Annotated in this window: 12 protein-coding genes; 3 read left to right on the top strand and 9 right to left on the bottom strand. The window is 69.7% G+C overall.

Annotated features, from left to right (window positions below; genetic code table 11):
- The first annotated feature begins 33 nt into the window (after nt 1–33).
- Entirely contained in the window at nt 34–636 is a 603-nt protein-coding gene (gene rsmD, locus Q4A20_RS02650) for a 16S rRNA (guanine(966)-N(2))-methyltransferase RsmD (RefSeq protein WP_303119953.1), read from the top strand.
- 22 nt (nt 637–658) lie between these two features.
- Here rsmD and Q4A20_RS02655 read toward each other — a convergent pair whose 3' ends face one another.
- Together Q4A20_RS02655 and Q4A20_RS02660 are read right to left on the bottom strand one after the other, a co-directional pair.
- Nucleotides 659–2,908: an ATP-dependent DNA helicase RecG gene (locus tag Q4A20_RS02655; protein WP_303120025.1), complete on the bottom strand. Its 2,250-nt coding sequence runs from the start codon at nt 2,906–2,908 to the stop codon at nt 659–661.
- A gap of 74 nt (nt 2,909–2,982) precedes the next feature.
- Nucleotides 2,983–4,815, bottom strand: a complete 1,833-nt coding sequence (locus Q4A20_RS02660; protein ID WP_303119955.1) for a DAK2 domain-containing protein — start codon at nt 4,813–4,815, stop codon at nt 2,983–2,985.
- Between the two features lie 289 nt (nt 4,816–5,104).
- Between Q4A20_RS02660 and rpmB the strand changes: the two genes are divergently transcribed.
- Nucleotides 5,105–5,296, top strand: a complete 192-nt coding sequence (rpmB, locus tag Q4A20_RS02665; protein ID WP_073327266.1) for a 50S ribosomal protein L28 — start codon at nt 5,105–5,107, stop codon at nt 5,294–5,296.
- Nucleotides 5,297–5,466: 170 nt separating this feature from the next.
- On the opposite strand, the gene thiL is transcribed toward rpmB, so the two are convergent.
- Together thiL and Q4A20_RS02675 are read right to left on the bottom strand one after the other, a co-directional pair.
- Nucleotides 5,467–6,564 (bottom strand): thiamine-phosphate kinase, encoded by a 1,098-nt coding sequence (thiL, locus tag Q4A20_RS02670; protein WP_303119964.1) that lies wholly within the window; start codon nt 6,562–6,564, stop codon nt 5,467–5,469.
- Entirely contained in the window at nt 6,551–7,762 is a 1,212-nt protein-coding gene (locus Q4A20_RS02675) for a D-alanine--D-alanine ligase family protein (RefSeq protein WP_303119966.1), read from the bottom strand. Before Q4A20_RS02675 ends, thiL begins: the two co-directional genes overlap by 14 nt.
- 150 nt (nt 7,763–7,912) lie before the next feature.
- On the opposite strand from Q4A20_RS02675, the gene Q4A20_RS02680 reads away from it, so the two are divergent.
- Nucleotides 7,913–8,644, top strand: a complete 732-nt coding sequence (locus Q4A20_RS02680; protein ID WP_303119968.1) for a hypothetical protein — start codon at nt 7,913–7,915, stop codon at nt 8,642–8,644.
- Nucleotides 8,645–9,132: 488 nt separating this feature from the next.
- Here Q4A20_RS02680 and Q4A20_RS02685 read toward each other — a convergent pair whose 3' ends face one another.
- From Q4A20_RS02685 to leuC, 5 genes are all read right to left on the bottom strand, one after another.
- The gene (locus Q4A20_RS02685) at nt 9,133–10,197 is read right to left on the bottom strand and encodes an NAD(P)H-dependent glycerol-3-phosphate dehydrogenase (protein WP_303119970.1); all 1,065 of its coding nucleotides are present in this window, start codon (nt 10,195–10,197) and stop codon (nt 9,133–9,135) included.
- Entirely contained in the window at nt 10,194–11,030 is an 837-nt protein-coding gene (locus Q4A20_RS02690) for a 1-acyl-sn-glycerol-3-phosphate acyltransferase (protein ID WP_303120028.1), read from the bottom strand. The genes Q4A20_RS02685 and Q4A20_RS02690 overlap by 4 nt, the downstream gene beginning before the upstream one ends.
- 93 nt (nt 11,031–11,123) lie before the next feature.
- Nucleotides 11,124–12,446 carry a UDP-N-acetylglucosamine 1-carboxyvinyltransferase gene (murA, locus tag Q4A20_RS02695; RefSeq protein WP_303119973.1) on the bottom strand — a complete coding sequence of 441 codons (1,323 nt, stop codon included), beginning with the start codon at nt 12,444–12,446 and terminating at the stop codon, nt 11,124–11,126.
- A gap of 187 nt (nt 12,447–12,633) precedes the next feature.
- A complete protein-coding gene (gene leuD, locus Q4A20_RS02700; RefSeq protein ID WP_303119976.1) occupies nt 12,634–13,317 on the bottom strand; it encodes a 3-isopropylmalate dehydratase small subunit in 684 nt (227 codons plus the stop codon).
- Nucleotides 13,318–13,380: 63 nt separating this feature from the next.
- Nucleotides 13,381–14,799 carry a 3-isopropylmalate dehydratase large subunit gene (gene leuC, locus Q4A20_RS02705; RefSeq protein WP_303119979.1) on the bottom strand — a complete coding sequence of 473 codons (1,419 nt, stop codon included), beginning with the start codon at nt 14,797–14,799 and terminating at the stop codon, nt 13,381–13,383.
- Nucleotides 14,800–14,904 lie beyond the last annotated feature (105 nt).

Consider the following 14,904-nt stretch of genomic DNA (forward strand, 5'->3'; position numbering starts at 1 on the left):
GATGGACATTCCTCGCCACTGTAGGCTCGCCCCATGACCAGGATCGTGGCCGGGAGCGCGGGCGGACGTCGGATCGACGTGCCCGTGGGCGGCACCCGCCCCACCTCCGAGCGGGTGCGCGAGGCCCTGTTCGGCCGACTCGAGCACTACGGCGTCATCGACGGCGCGCGCGTGCTGGACCTGTGTGCCGGCTCCGGCGCACTCGGCCTGGAGGCCGCCAGCCGCGGCGCCACCGACGTAACCCTGGTGGACGCCTCGCGCCGCGCCACCCGCGTGTGTGACGCCAACGCCCGCGCTCTCGGCCTGCACGGCGTGCGCAGCGCCACGGCCAAAGTGGAGGCCTTCCTCGCCGGGGCCGCCGGGGCACCGGTGGACCTGGTCGTGCTCGATCCGCCCTACGACGTCGACGAGGCCACCCTGGCCGCGATGCTGACGGCGCTGCCCCGCCACCAGGACCCGTGGCTGGCGCCGGGCGCGGTGGTGGTAGTAGAGCGCTCCTCGCGCTCCCCCGAGCCGAAGTGGCCCGCGGGCCTGCGCCGCTTCTCCACCCGCAAGTACGGGGAGACCACGCTCTGGTTCGCCGAGCCCGACGACGACGCCACTGAAACCGGTGCCGCGGAGCCCACCGCGCACTGAACACCGACTCCGCCCCGCCCGCTTAGGACCGCTCCAGGTAGGCGCCCGCCTCCTCGTCCAGGCGGTCGGCGATGGCGGCCGCCAGGTCACGGTGCTCGGCCAACGTCGGGTCGGCCGCGAGGACATCCTCCGCCTGCGCCCGCGCCCGGGCGATCAGCGCGCCGTCGCGGCTCACGCGCAGCAGATCCAGGTCGCTGCGCCGCCCCGACTGGGCAGCACCGAGCACATTGCCCTCGCGACGCAATTCCAGGTCAGCCTCCGCCAGGCGGAAGCCGTCGCCGATGTCCCCGAAGGCCTTGAGCCGATGGTAGGCGGGAGACCCCACCTCCACGCCCGTCACCGCCACGCACACGGACTCGCGCTCGCCGCGCCCAACGCGCCCACGCAACTGGTGCAGCTGGGACAGCCCGAAGCGGTCCGCATCCAGGATCACCATCATGGAGGCCTCCGGCACATCCACGCCGACCTCCACCACAGTGGTGCTGACCAGCACAGGGGTGCGCCCGGAGGCGAAGTCCTCCATGGCGGCATCCTTCTCCGCAGCGGTCATCCGGCCGGTCAACACCCCAATTCCCACGCCCGCGAGCGCCGGCTCGTCGGTCAGGCGCTGCACCCAGTCGACGACAGCGGCAAGCGGCCGCGCCGGGGCGGTCTGCTCAAACGGCTCACCCGCCTCGTCCAGGAGTGCCACCGACGGCGGTTCCGGCTCCTCCTGGTCGGCTCCGGCATCCTCGGAGTCGTCGACGTCGATGCGCGGGCAAACCACATACACGCGTCCGCCCGCGGCCACCTCCTCCGCGGCACGCGTCCAGATGCGCTCGACCCAGGGCTCCCGCTCCCAGGGCACCAGGCTGGTGGCAATCGGGCTGCGTCCACCGGGCAGCTCATCGAGCACGGCGGTGTCCAGGTCCCCGAAGATGGTCATGGCAATGGTCCGCGGGATGGGAGTGGCGGTCATTACCAGCAGGTGGGGGGTGCGCTGGGCGCCGGTGGTCGGGTCGGTGACGCCGCCACGCTCGCGCAGCGCGTCACGCTGGGCGACGCCGAAACGGTGCTGCTCGTCGACGACTATGAGCCCCAGGAAGGGGATTTGCACGGTCTGGGACAGCAGGGCGTGGGTGCCCACCACGATGGTCGGTTCCCCGCCCGCCAGTTCCGCCAACAGTTCGCGGCGCTGCGCGGGCGGAGTGGAGCCGGTCAGCAGGCGGACGCGGGTGGCGCGCTGTGCCCCGTCGAGCATGCCCGCGCGCGCGAGCGGACCGAGCAGGGCCTCCAGGGAGGCGCGGTGTTGGGCGGCCAGGATCTCGGTGGGAGCCAACAGGGCGGCCTGGCCGCCGCCCCCGACCACTTGCAGCATGGCGCGCAGGGCGACGAGAGTCTTACCGCTTCCGACGTCCCCCTGGAGCAGCAGCTGCATGGGTGCGGTGGAGTTAAGGGCATCGGAGATCTGTGCGCCGACGCGCGTCTGCCCGGCGGTGAGCGTGTACGGCAGGGCGGCGTCCAGATCGGACAATAGCGAGTCCGACCCGGGTATCGGCCAGGCGACGGCGGTGTGCTCGGAGGCATGCTGGATGCGCCGCTGCACCAGAGCCGCCTGCAGCACGAAAGCCTCCTCATGACGCAGACGACGACGGGCCACCCGCCATTGGGAGGCCTCCTCGGGTGTGTGCACCCACCGGTAAGAGGTCAGGGCGTCGACCAGCCCCTCGGCGATGCGCACCTGCTCTGGCAGTGGTTCGGGAACATCGCCCGGATCGACCTGATCCAGGACGGCGCGCACGGCCCGGGCCACCATCCAGGAGGGCATGGCCTCGGTGGCCGGGTAGATGGGCATGGGGCGGGCCAGGAGCGCCTCGCGTTCGGCTTCGTCGAGTTCATCTAGGACCTGTAAGCGGGAGGCGGCCAGCTGTCGCCGGCCACGGTGCAGCCCCACCTTGCCACTGAGAAGCACGGTGGTTTCGGGGGCGAGCTGCTCGGCGCGGTGCCGCATCTGGCCGGGGTTGCCGAACATGACCAGATCCATGGTGGTCGCCCCATCGGTGACGGTGGCCTCCAGCAGGGCCGGCGGACGGCCGCCGCGGGTGCGTCGGGCGGCGGCGCGCACCACCTGCGCTTGGATGGTGGCCTGCTCGCCGTCCTTGAGGGTGCGCAGGTCGGTCAGGTCGCCCCAGGTGTCGTAGCGGCGCGGGAACAGGCGCAGCAGGCCGCGAGCTGTGGTCACGCCTTGCTTGGCCAACTGGTTGGCGGTGGCTCGGCCGATCAATCGGTCCAGCGGGCGGTCAAGCGGGGGGACGGCGCCGCGGGGGGCGCGCCTGGAGGCGCTGGTCGTGGTGGGTGCCATGGGTCTCACCCGATGGCGACTAGGACGTCGGGGCTCGCCTGGGCGCCGGCGTGTATGACAACCTCGATGGCGTCGGCGCTGCCGATTTGTCGCTCGGCGTAGCGGGCGACTGCTCCGGCGGCGACTGCGCCGACGTCGGGCAGGGCATCGCGGCCCAGAATGACGGTGACGAGTTCGTCATCCGGGCGCAGCGCCGCAGCCAGGACGGCGGCAACGGCATCGGTTTCAGCCTCCGCGCCGGAAAGCGCCGTAGTGCGCACGGCTGCGGCCACGCCGCCGGCACGGGTGGCCAGCTCGCCAAGTTCGGCGCGTTCACCCTGCCCGGCTACGGCTACGGCCGCCGCCAGGACCCGGGCCTCATCGTCGGTGTCGCACACCAGCAGGCGCACGCCGTCGGGGACGATGCGTGTGGTCTCGCCGCTACCGGCGCCCCGAACTGAGGAGACGGCGGAGCGGGCGGCCAGGAAGCGGGCGGCCTCGTGAGCATCCGTGGCGGCCTGTGGGTCACAGGGCAGGACAATGGTCTGGGCGGCGCCCAGGTCGCCGGCGGCGCGGACGATGCCGTCGCGTTCGGGGTTCAGCACCACGACGGCACCGGTGCGGGCGAACTGCTCAATGAGGCCGGGGGCGCGGGTGCAGGCGATCACCCCGACGCCCCGCGCACCGCGCGACTCGGCGCCCGTGCCCTCCCGGCCGGCCTCGGGTTCGGCCCGCGGGCCACGGCGGGCGGCGAGGCGCTCGAATGAGACCACACGCCCGTCTGCAGGGGTGGCGGTGGGCAGGGGCGGCTCGTCCGCCTCCCAGGCCGGAGCCAGGGCGAGGGCGGTCGGGTGCAGATGGTGGACGCACACCTGGCGGGCACGGCCGTGGCGGGGCAGGGCGGAGCGGGGAGTGTCGGTGTGGACATGAACCTGGTAAATGCCCACGCCGAGCGCGTCGGGGGTGCCGACCACGCCCACGGAGTCTCCTATGGCCTCCAGGTCTTGGCGCAGGGCGGCAGCCTGGGCGGCGGTGGCCTCCAGCAGGTACATGACCTCGAACTCACCGGTGGAGAACGCCCCCTCGCCGTCACGGGCCCTGGCGCCGTGGGTGGCGCCGGCGACCAGGTCGTCAAGCATCTGGCGGGCAACATCCGTATAGGGCAGCGCGGTGGAGTCGGCGGCGCGCGAATCGGCCGCATCGACTCCATTGATGACGTCGGAAAGGCTGGTGTACATAAGCATCAGGGCGGCCCCGCCGGCGTCAACCGCTCCGTGCCCGAGGCCTGCCGTCTCGACCACGGACTCCTGGGCGCCGAAGGCCGCGGAGGCCGCGATGTTGGAGAGCGTCACCGGTGTGGCGGCGGTCGATTCCTTGAAGGCCGAGCGGGCACCTTCGGCGGCGTCCTTGGCGACCGTGAGCAGGGTGCCGGCCACAGGCCGCGAAACCGCGCTCCACGTGGTGGCGGCGATACGCTCGTAGGCGTGGAGGAGTTCAACGGGGCGCAGCGCGGCGGGGTCGGGCGCCTCGGCACACACGTCCGCCAGCGCCGCCAGCACCTGTGAGATCAGCAGTCCGGAGTTGCCACGGGCGCCGCGTATGGCGCCATCAGCGGCGGCGCGGGCCGCCTGGGCCAGGTCGACCCCGGGCGGCAGCATCGCCAGCGCGTCGCAGGCGGAGCGGACGGTGAGCAGTACGTTGGTACCGGTGTCGGCGTCGGGCACGGGAAAGACGTTCAGGGAGTCGACCAGGTCGCGGGTGGACTCGGCCACCGTTCGGGCGGCGTCGAGCCAGGTGTGCAGCAGCGGCGCGGTGATGACGCGTGCGCCGGCGTGAACGGTGCCCGAGCGTTCTGCCACGCCTGTCCTCCCATGCGGTAGTGGGCCGAAGACCTACATCGACGCACCATCCGCTTCAGGATCGTGCTTGAACCGATGTGGATCCACTGGGATCAGAGTAGTGGGTGAGGTGTGATCGCGCTTCAGGGCACGACCGGGCGTGTGCCCGAGCCCATACCCCGTCGGCTTGGGGCGGCGCACCGTTTCGGTTAAAGTGCTGGGGTTGCCCGCGACCCGTGTCGCCGGGCGGTCGACCCGGCGCCGGGAAAAAGCCCGCGCGCTTACACCAAGAAGATTCAGGAGTGGAACCGTGGCTGCTGTGTGCGACGTCTGCGGCAAGGGCCCCGTCTTCGGCAAGAGCGTCTCGCACTCCCATGTGCGGACCAGCCGCCGGTGGAACCCGAACATTCAGCGTGTACGTGCTCTCGTGAACGGCACCCCCAAGCGCCTCAACGTGTGCACGTCCTGCCTCAAGGCCGGCAAGGTGACGCGCAACATCTGAGCGCGTCCGGCTCGTCGGCAGGGCATCCGAGGCCGCCGTCCCGCACCCGCGGACGGCGGCCCTCTTTTCGCTCGGCCTCCTCGCCCCTCGCCGAGATCGGTAGAAGTGACGTACTGAGGTCGGTAGAAGTCACGCGCCCAGATCGGTTGATATGGCGGCAGGCCGGACACCTAGGCGCGGAAGTGGTCCCAGCCGAACCGCTCGGGCACCCGTCCACCGACCCGCACGCCCGCCGACTCGCCCGCGCCCCGGGCGCGCACGACGCCGATCACCCGGGCTCCCTCCGGCAGCCGCCCGACCGCCGACGGCGGGAGTGCGGCGAGCATGCCGTGATCCTCTCCGCCGGTCAGCACCCATTGGCGCGCCAGTTCCCGTGCGGCCACAGCATCGTGCCGAAGCAGGCCGGCGACCGGCTCCAGCACGACCAGATCGACCGCCAGCCCCAATGCGTCCCGCCGGGCGTCCACGGCTCCCCCACCGCCGTCCAGGTCGGCAATATCCACGACGACGTCGCTGGCCCGGGCGATCCGGCCCGCGTCGCGCAGCAGCCCGTCGGAGACGTCCATCATGGCGGTGGCTCCGGCGTCGGCGAATGCGGGTCCATCCGCGAGAGGAGGCTCCGGCGCCCGGTAGATGCGAAGACACTGGGCGGCGATCCCGGCGGCAGCATTCTTCGCGTCCCACTCATCGGCACGATCGTCGAAACCGGCTTGCAACAGCGCGAGCCCGGCGGCGGAACGCCCCAGCGTGCCCGCATGCACGACCAGGTCTCCGGGGCGAGCGCCCGACCGCAGTACGGGGCGGCGGCCATCCAGGTCTCCGTGAACGGTGACGGCGATGATCACCCGGTCCCCAACGCTCAGGTCGCCACCGACCACACCCGCCCCGGTACCGCGACAGGCGTCGGCGAAGCCACGAGCCAGATCCTGAACCCAGGCGACGGGGGTGGTGCGGGGCAGCACCAGACTGACCACGAGCGCCGTCGGCACCGCGCCCATGGCGGCGATGTCAGCCAGGTTCTGGGCGGCGGCGCGCGCTCCGACGTCGCGGGCGGTGGACCAGTCGGTGCGGAAGTGCTCGTCTTGGACAAGCACATCGGTGCTCACGCAGTAGCGGCCATCGGGGGCGCCGATGACGGCGCAGTCATCCCCGGTGGGGACGATTGCCTGCGACGTGGAAGGCAGCAGTGGTGTGAAGGATGACAGCAGCGCCTCCTCCCCCAGGTCGGCGATTGCACGGGCCCCCGCGGCCGCCTCAGCGGTTGACATCTCGGGAGCGCTCCAACGCCAGTTCGATCAGCTCGGTGACCAGGTCGCGGTAGGCCAGCCCGGATACCTGCCACATGTATGGGTACATGGAGAAGGGGGTGAAGCCGGGCATGGTGTTGACCTCGTTGACGATCGCCTCCCCGTCCGGGGTGAGGAAGAAGTCGACCCGCGTCAGCCCCTCCCCGCCGATGGCGATGAAGGCCTCGGCGGCCCGGCGCATGAGCAGTTCGCGCGCCTCCGGGGCGATGCGTGCGGGGCAGACCATGGCGACGGCGTCGTGGGCCAGGTACTTGGTCTCGTAGTCGTAGAACTCGCCGGCGCCTTGGGCGGCGTCCATGACGATCTCGCCGGGCTCGGCCACGCGGGGGGCGTCATCACCATGTCCGGCAAGCACGGCCACCTCGATCTCGCGGCCGACGACGCCGGACTCGACCAACACCTTGGGGTCGACCTCGCGGGCGACCTCGATCGCCGCCTCCAGTCCGGACAGGTCCTCAACCCGGGTGATACCCAGGGAGGAGCCGGCACGGGCCGGCTTGACGAACAGAGGCCCCGAGAGTTCCGCGCAGGCGGCGAGGATGGTGGCCCTCTCCCGCCGCCACCGGTGCGGTTGGACGAGTACATGCGGGGCAGTGGGTATGCCGGCAGCGCGCAGCAGCACCTTGGTGACCTGCTTGTCCATGCCGGCCGCAGAGGCGAGCACGCCGCAGCCCACATAGGGCAGGTCCAGCATCTCCAGCATGCCCTGGATGGTGCCGTCCTCACCGTAGGGTCCGTGCAGCAGTGGTAGCACGACGTCAACGGAACCCAGCACCTCGGGGCCGGTGGGGGTGATGGCGGCGATATCTCCCCCGCCCAACCGCATGGCCAACTCTGCGCGCCCGAGTCCACCGGTGGTGATTTCCACCGGGGGACGGTCGTCGCTCAGGCGCAGCGCGTCCGGATCGTCGTCCACGAGCACCCACTGGCCCTGTTTCGTGATGCCTACGGGCAGCACGTCGTAGCGGTCCCGGTCGATGGCGTCCAGCACACCGGCAGCAGTGGCACAGGAGATGGTGTGCTCACCGCTGCGCCCGCCGAAGACGACGGCGACTCGTGGCTTACGCCGGTGATCGTTGGGCGGCGCCGATTGGGAGGAGGGCGCGGGATCCAGGCCTTCACCGGAACTGGCTGCGCTTACTGGGTGGGAGGCAGACATGGTGCAACGCTACCGCGACAAGGCCGCAGCTACCGACTTGCTGCCGTGGCATCAATCGCAGCCAAGCTACCTCCGCTTGTCGCTAACATCACCTAGATCTATTCCGTATGCTTAAGATCACATCCGGTTCGTCCGAGGTCAGGAGACGCCATGACAACTGCAAACACACACGGGCGGTCTCGCCACACGCTGGTCCCAGCCCTGGCCCTGCTGCTGGCAGGCACCCTGGCACTGGGCGCCTGCGGCTCCCGTGCCGGCGGCGATGGCGCGTCCACACCTGCCACGTCTGCCGAAACGGTCGACAGCACCGCTCCCACCGCCACAGATGACGCCTCCGCCCCGGGCTCCCCCGCCGTCTCCCAGGCACCAACCATCACCGGTTCCCTCACCCAGGAGGAGACCAGCCCCTCCGGCGCGCCCGCCTGGGGTACCGGCACCGACGGCCAGGCTGCGGCAGACGGCTCCGCGCTGATCATCTCCGATGTGCGCATCGGTTCGCACGACGACGAGGATTACTCCCGTTTCGTAGTCGAGTTCTCCGGGGACGGCACTCCCGGCTGGACCACACAGTGGACCAATCAGGCCCACACCCTGGGCAAGGGCGACCCAATCACTGTCAGGGGCGACTACACCCTGGTGGTCACCGGCACCGGGGTCACCATGCCCATCAGCGAGGAACAGCGGGCCGTGGCTTACACCGAGCCGGTCCGCTTCGACTTCGACGCCGTCGATCGCGACCACGATGAGGGCATTGAGGAGGCCTACCTGGACCTGGCCTTCGAGGATCAGTTCCAGGTGGTTCTTGGCACCGACTCCCGGACCTTCCGGATCTTCACGCTCACCAACCCCACTCGTCTGGTGATAGACGTGGCCGATGACTGACACCGACGACTGATACCGGTTACGACGACGCCAGCGGCGGACCCGGTCGGTCGACGGGGCGTGGGTCTGCGGCGATTCGGCACTTGGCATCGGCGCTTCGGCTCCCAGAGGTACGAACCGTCAGGCCGATGTACGAAGCGTCATAGCAAAGGTTGCAGCGTCGTCGTAGGCGCCGCATTGTCGTCGTAGGCGCCGCAGCGTCGGGCCCGCATGCCGAGCCGCCCAAGCACTCGCGCCCACCACACGGCCGAACACACGAGTTCGCCCCGCATACACGAGTTCGTCTCCGAAGCACGAGTTTTAAACGGTTTGCACGTGTATAACCCATGCAAACCTCCAAAACTCGTGTATGAGGCGCAAACACGTGTTCATGGCGGTAGCAGCCGCGCACGGCACCGGGGACGTGGATACCCGCCGCCAAGGCAGCGGGACCTACACCGTCATATCGACCGACCTCGACGGTAACGTCGACCGACCTCGATGAAGGGTCAGGTCAGCGGCGCGGCGTTGACGCCCTCGGCCTTGCGGGGGCGGGACAGCAGGGCGTCGTTGATCTCCTCCACGGTGGCTGCGCCCTCGACGACGGCGACCACCCCCGCAGTAATGGGCATGTCCACCCCGTGCGCACGCGCCAGGTCGAGCACGGCGCGCGCGGACTTGGCGCCCTCGGCGACCCCGCGCGAAGCAGCGGCGGCCTGATCCACGCTCATCCCTTCACCTAGACGCCGCCCAAAGGTTTGGTTGCGCGACAGCGGTGAGGAGCAGGTGGCCACCAGATCTCCCATGCCGGCCAGCCCGGCAAAGGTCTCGGGCTTGGCCCCGAGCGCCATCCCCAGGCGGGTGATCTCCACCAGCCCGCGGGTGATGACGGTAGCCTTGGAGTTGTCGCCGAAGCCGCGCCCGGCAGTGATGCCGACGGCCAGGGCGATCACGTTCTTCACCGCTCCGCACAGCTCCACGCCGAGCACGTCGGTGTTGGTGTAGGGCCGGAAGGTGCCAGTTGCACACAAGGCGGCCACGCGTACGGCCACGGCCTCATCCTGCGCCGCCACCACGGTGGCGGTCGGCTGTCCAGCCGCGATCTCGTCGGCCAGGTTCGGCCCGGAGACGACGGCTATGCGAGAGGCAGACAGGTCGAGTGCCTGCGCGATGACCTGGCTCATGCGCAGTCCTGTACCGGCCTCCACCCCCTTCATCAGGGACACGACGATGGCACCATCGTTCAGGGCACCCCGCAGTGGCGCGAGCACACTGCGTGCCGTCTGGGAGGGCACCACCACGACGACGATCCCCGCCCCGGTGATAGCCTCCCGGATATCCGTGGTGGCATTGACGGTCTCCGGCAACCGGATACCGGGCAGGTAGCGGTTATTGGTCCCGGCGTTGATCTCGGCTGCTACCTCCGGCCGACGCGCCCAAATGACGGTCGGAGTACCGGCCTGTGCGAGCAGGCGGGCGAAGGTCGTACCCCAGGCGCCGGCACCAATGACGGCGGCCCGACGCACCTCCGAGCTGACGGAGCCCTCAGAACCGGCGGAGTCAGCGGAATTCATGACTGGTGCTCCTCACCGGAACTATTGGCCGCCGGAAGGCTATCCGGGCCGTCCGCGGATCCGCCGTCACCCGCATCCGCATCCGCAGCCGGTGGCGTCGGCGGGTCGGGGCGGCGCACGCCGATGTTGCCCTTACCCGGATCGCCGTCGTACTTGATGTCGAAGGGACGGGGGGCCTTCTCACCTCGCAGCTGCTCAACCAGCTCGGTGATGCGGCGCATTATCTCGGCGGTGGCGGCACGCACGGCGTCGCGATCGGAAATGTCCGAGCCGAAGCCGGTCAGGTCGAAGGGCTCACCGATCCGGACGTCCACGTCCTTGCGGGGGAAGGGGTGGAAGCCACTGCCGTAGGCGCCCAGCACATGCTGAGCCCCCCACTGGCCCATGGGCAGCACCGGCGCACCGGTGCGCATGGCCAGGCGGGCCGCACCGGTCTTGCCGGTCATGGGCCATTGCAGCGGGTCGCGTGAGAGGGTGCCCTCGGGGAAGATCATGATCGGATCGCCGGCGAGCAGACGCCGTTCTGCCTCTGCCAGGGAGTTGCCGGCATTGGCCGAATCCCGGTACACGGGGATCTGGCCCCCCGCACTGAACACGTGGCCGAGGACGGGGATCTCGAACAGCTGCGACTTGGCCAGCGAGTAGATGGGCACGTCCTCATCCACCAGCGCCCGCATGGCCGTGAGCGGGTCCAGGTTGGACAGGTGATTGGCGACGGCGATGAAGCCACCCTCGCGGGGGATGTTCTCCGTACCGGTCACATGCTGCTTGGATACCGCCTTGAGGAACGGGATGATCGCCCCCCGGGCAGCGAAGCGGTAGAAGGGGGTCATGCGTCGTGTGGTGGGCACGTCGGCACTCTACCCACTATCAGGCCCGCCCGGTGGCGGTCTCCCAAGGTCCGGGTGGATCGGCCCGTGATCGGCTCAGGCCAGTCGAGTGACGTCGGCGTCGAGGGCGGTGAGCTTGTTCATGAAGTGCTCGTAGCCGCGGTCGATGAGGTTGACACCCTCCACTCGGCTGGTTCCCTCCGCGGCGAGCGCGGCAATCAGATGAGAAAATCCGCCGCGCAGGTCGGGCACGACGATGTCGGTCCCCTGCAACGGAGTGGGGCCGGAGACGACGGCGGAGTGGTAGAAGTTGCGCTGGCCGAAGCGGCAGGCGGTGCCGCCCAGGCACTCCCGGTACACCTGGATGGTGGCGCCCATTTTGCGCAGGGCTCCGGTGAATCCGAAACGGTTCTCGTACACGGTCTCGTGGACGATGGACAGGCCCTCCGCCTGGGTCAGGGCCACTACCAGGGGCTGCTGCCAGTCGGTCATGAAACCGGGGTGGACGTTGGTCTCCACCACGATGCTCTTCAGGTCGCCACCGGGATGGTAGAAGCGAATGCCGTCCTCACGCACGTCAAAGGCGCCACCGACCTTGCGGAAGATGTTCAGGAATGTGGTCATATCGCTCTGGTGGGCGCCATGGACGAATACGTCACCGCGGGTGGCCAGTGCGGCGGACGCCCAGGATGCGGTCTCGATGCGGTCGGGCAGAGCACGGTGGTTGTAACCAACCAACTCGTCGACGCCCTCGACGTGGATGGTGCGGTCCGTGTCCACTGAAATGATGGCGCCCATCTTCTGCAGCACGTCCACAAGATCCATGATCTCCGGCTCGACGGCGGCGCCGCGCAGTTCGGTGAGTCCCTCCGCCCGCACGGCCGTCAGCAGGGTCTGCTCGGTGGCGCCGACGGACGGGTAGGGCAACTCGATGACGGTGCCGCGCAGCCCGTCGGGGGCGGTCAGCCGTATGCCCTGGGGCTGCTTATCCACGATAGCGCCGAAGCCGCGCAGGATGTCCAAGTGGAAGTCGATAGGCCGATCGCCGATGCGACAGCCGCCCAGGTCGGGGATGAAGGCCTCGCCGAGCCGGTGCAGTAGCGGCCCGCAGAACAGGATCGGGATGCGGGAGGAGCCGGCATGCGCGTCAATATCGGCCACATGGGCGCTCTCAACCCTGGAGGGGTCCAGACGCAGCACGCCCTCGGCCTGATCGTATTCAACGCTCACTCCGTGCAGGGACAGCAGCCCGGATACGACGTCGACGTCGCGGATGAGCGGAACGTTGTGCAGCACCGACGGCGTAGTGCCCAGCAGCGCGGCGACCATCGCCTTGGGGACGAGATTCTTGGCCCCGCGGACGGTGATCTCACCGTTGAGCGGGCGCCCGCCCTCGACCTGGAGCAGACCGTCGACCATGCGTACCTCCGATTGTTCGGGTGAAGACCGGGCACCGCGGTTAAAGGCGCCCGCCGCGCCGGGCGCGGGTGTTCTCAGCATAGGCGGCGCGCAGGCGCGCGGAGGTGTCCGCACCCCGCCCACAGCGAACCGGGCCGTGTCCTTCAACTCACCGATGTGGTGATCTGTGCCGGCCTATCCGGAATACTCAGGCCCCCGGACGCAGGAAGGGGTAGCCGATGGGCACGGGCATGTCCACGGAGTGGGCGGGCACGACCGGGGCGGGCGGCTCGTGACGGGCCGGCAGGGTACGCGGCTTGTAGGCGGGACGGGCCAGCTCATAGGCGCTGATGGCATCCTCGTGGGTGAGGGTCAACGAAATGTCGTCCAACCCCTCCATCAGGGTCCAGCGCACGTAGTCGTCGATCTGGAACACGGAGCGGAAGCCACCGGCGTCCACGGTGCGTTGCTCCAGGTCCACGGTGATCTCGGTGCCGGGCTCGGTCTCGAGTATCTTCCACAGCTGCTCGGTGTCCTCCTGACTGATGACGCCGGCCACCAGCCCCTGCTTACCGGCGTTGCCGCGGAAGATGTCGGCGAAGCGGGGGGCGAGCACCACCTTGAAGCCGTAGTCCTTCAGCGCCCATACGGCGTGCTCACGGGAGGAGCCGGTGCCGAAGTCCGGGCCGGCTACCAGCACGCTGGCACGCTTGTAGGCGTCCTGATTGAGAATGAAGTCGGCCTCACCCGCCCGCCAGGAGGCGAACAGCGCATCCTCGAATCCGGTGCGGGTGATGCGCTTGAGGTAGACGGCCGGGATGATCTGGTCGGTGTCGACGGCGCTGCGGCGCAGGGGGGCGCCGATGCCGGTGTGACGGATGAACTTCTCCATGACGGTTTGCGGGATTCTCTCTTAGGTCTCGGATAAGGACTCGGAGCGGAAGCGGCGGAGTTGTCAGGCAGCGGCCGGCTCCGACAGGTCTGCGGGAGTGGACAGCGTGCCCCGCACCGCGGTGGCGGCGGCGACGGCGGGCGAGACCAGGTGAGTGCGTCCGCCCTTGCCCTGCCGGCCCTCGAAGTTGCGGTTGGAGGTGGAGGCGGCGCACTCTCCGGGCGAGAGCTGGTCGGGGTTCATGCCCAGGCACATGGAGCAGCCGGCATTGCGCCACTCGGCGCCGAAGTCTTTGAACACCCGGTCCAGTCCCTCGGCCTCGGCCTGCAGGCGGATGCGGGCGGAGGCCGGCACCACCAGCATCCGCAGTCCGGGCGCCTTCGTACGCCCCTTGATGACCGCGGCGGCGGCACGCAGGTCCTCAATGCGGCCGTTGGTGCACGAGCCGAGGAAGACAGTGTCTACCCTGATGTCCCGCAGCGGCGTGCCCGGGCGCAGGTCCATGTACTCCAGGGCCCGCTCAGCCGCACGGCGCGCCGTCTCGTCGGCGATGTCCTCGGGGTCGGGGACGGCGCCCGAGATGGGCAGGCCCTGACCGGGGTTGGTGCCCCAGGTGACGAAGGGCTCAATGTCGCTGCCCTTCAGGATCACCTCGGTATCGAAGACGGCGTCGTCGTCGGTTCGCAGGGAACTCCAGTAGGCGACGGCGGCCTCCCAGTCCTCCCCCTCCGGGGCGTGCGGGCGGCCCTTCAGGTAGGCGAAGGTGGTCTCATCGGGGGCGATCATGCCGGCACGGGCACCGGCCTCGATACTCATGTTGCAGATAGTCATGCGGGCCTCCATCGACAGCTGCTCGATGGCACGGCCGCGGTACTCGATGACGTGGCCCTGGGCGCCGTTGGTGCCGATCTTGGCGATGATGGCCAGGATAATGTCTTTGGCGCCGCTGCCTGCGGGCAGATCCCCGTCGATGAGCACGCTCATGGTCTTGAAGGGGGCCACGGGCAGGGTCTGGGTGGCCAGCACGTGCTCGACCTGGCTGGTGCCGATGCCGAAGGCGAGCGCCCCGAAGGCTCCGTGGGTGGAGGTGTGGGAGTCCCCGCACACAACGGTCATACCCGGCTGGGTCAGGCCCAGCTGCGGGCCGACGGCGTGGACGATGCCCTGATCGGCGTCGCCGAGGGAGTGCAGGCGCACCCCGAACTCGGCACAGTTGGCGCGCAGGGTCTCGATCTGAGTCCGGGAGGTGACGTCCGCAATGGGCAGGTCGATGTCCAGGGTGGGGGTGTTGTGATCCTCGGTCGCCAGGGTGAGGTCGGGTCGACGCACCTGGCGGCCCGCCAGGCGCAGGCCCTCGAAGGCCTGAGGGCTGGTGACCTCGTGCACCAGGTGCAGGTCGATGTAAAGCAGGTCCGGGGCTCCGTCAGCGCCGGGGGCGACGACGTGGTCGCGCCACACCTTCTGTGCCAGAGTCATTCCCATCGCTGCACTTCCTTTCCTGAGGCGGTTCCTGGGACGTTCTACCCGCATGCCCGCCCGGAATGTGCGGAACCGGCAAATACGGGCCCGTTTTCTGACTGCACGCTA

This window comes from Actinomyces sp., from assembly GCF_030530635.1.
Classification (GTDB): domain Bacteria; phylum Actinomycetota; class Actinomycetes; order Actinomycetales; family Actinomycetaceae; genus Actinomyces.

Excerpts from the sequence above, each read along its gene's own strand:
- rsmD (WP_303119953.1), top strand. The coding sequence starts at position 34 with ATGACCAGGATCGTGGCCGGGAGCGCGGGCGGACGTCGGATCGACGTG.
- thiL (WP_303119964.1), bottom strand. The coding sequence starts at position 6,564 with ATGTCAACCGCTGAGGCGGCCGCGGGGGCCCGTGCAATCGCCGACCTG.
- Q4A20_RS02675 (WP_303119966.1), bottom strand. The coding sequence starts at position 7,762 with ATGTCTGCCTCCCACCCAGTAAGCGCAGCCAGTTCCGGTGAAGGCCTG.
- Q4A20_RS02680 (WP_303119968.1), top strand. The coding sequence starts at position 7,913 with ATGACAACTGCAAACACACACGGGCGGTCTCGCCACACGCTGGTCCCA.
- Q4A20_RS02685 (WP_303119970.1), bottom strand. The coding sequence starts at position 10,197 with ATGAATTCCGCTGACTCCGCCGGTTCTGAGGGCTCCGTCAGCTCGGAG.
- Q4A20_RS02690 (WP_303120028.1), bottom strand. The coding sequence starts at position 11,030 with ATGACCCCCTTCTACCGCTTCGCTGCCCGGGGGGCGATCATCCCGTTC.
- murA (WP_303119973.1), bottom strand. The coding sequence starts at position 12,446 with ATGGTCGACGGTCTGCTCCAGGTCGAGGGCGGGCGCCCGCTCAACGGT.
- leuD (WP_303119976.1), bottom strand. The coding sequence starts at position 13,317 with ATGGAGAAGTTCATCCGTCACACCGGCATCGGCGCCCCCCTGCGCCGC.
- leuC (WP_303119979.1), bottom strand. The coding sequence starts at position 14,799 with ATGGGAATGACTCTGGCACAGAAGGTGTGGCGCGACCACGTCGTCGCC.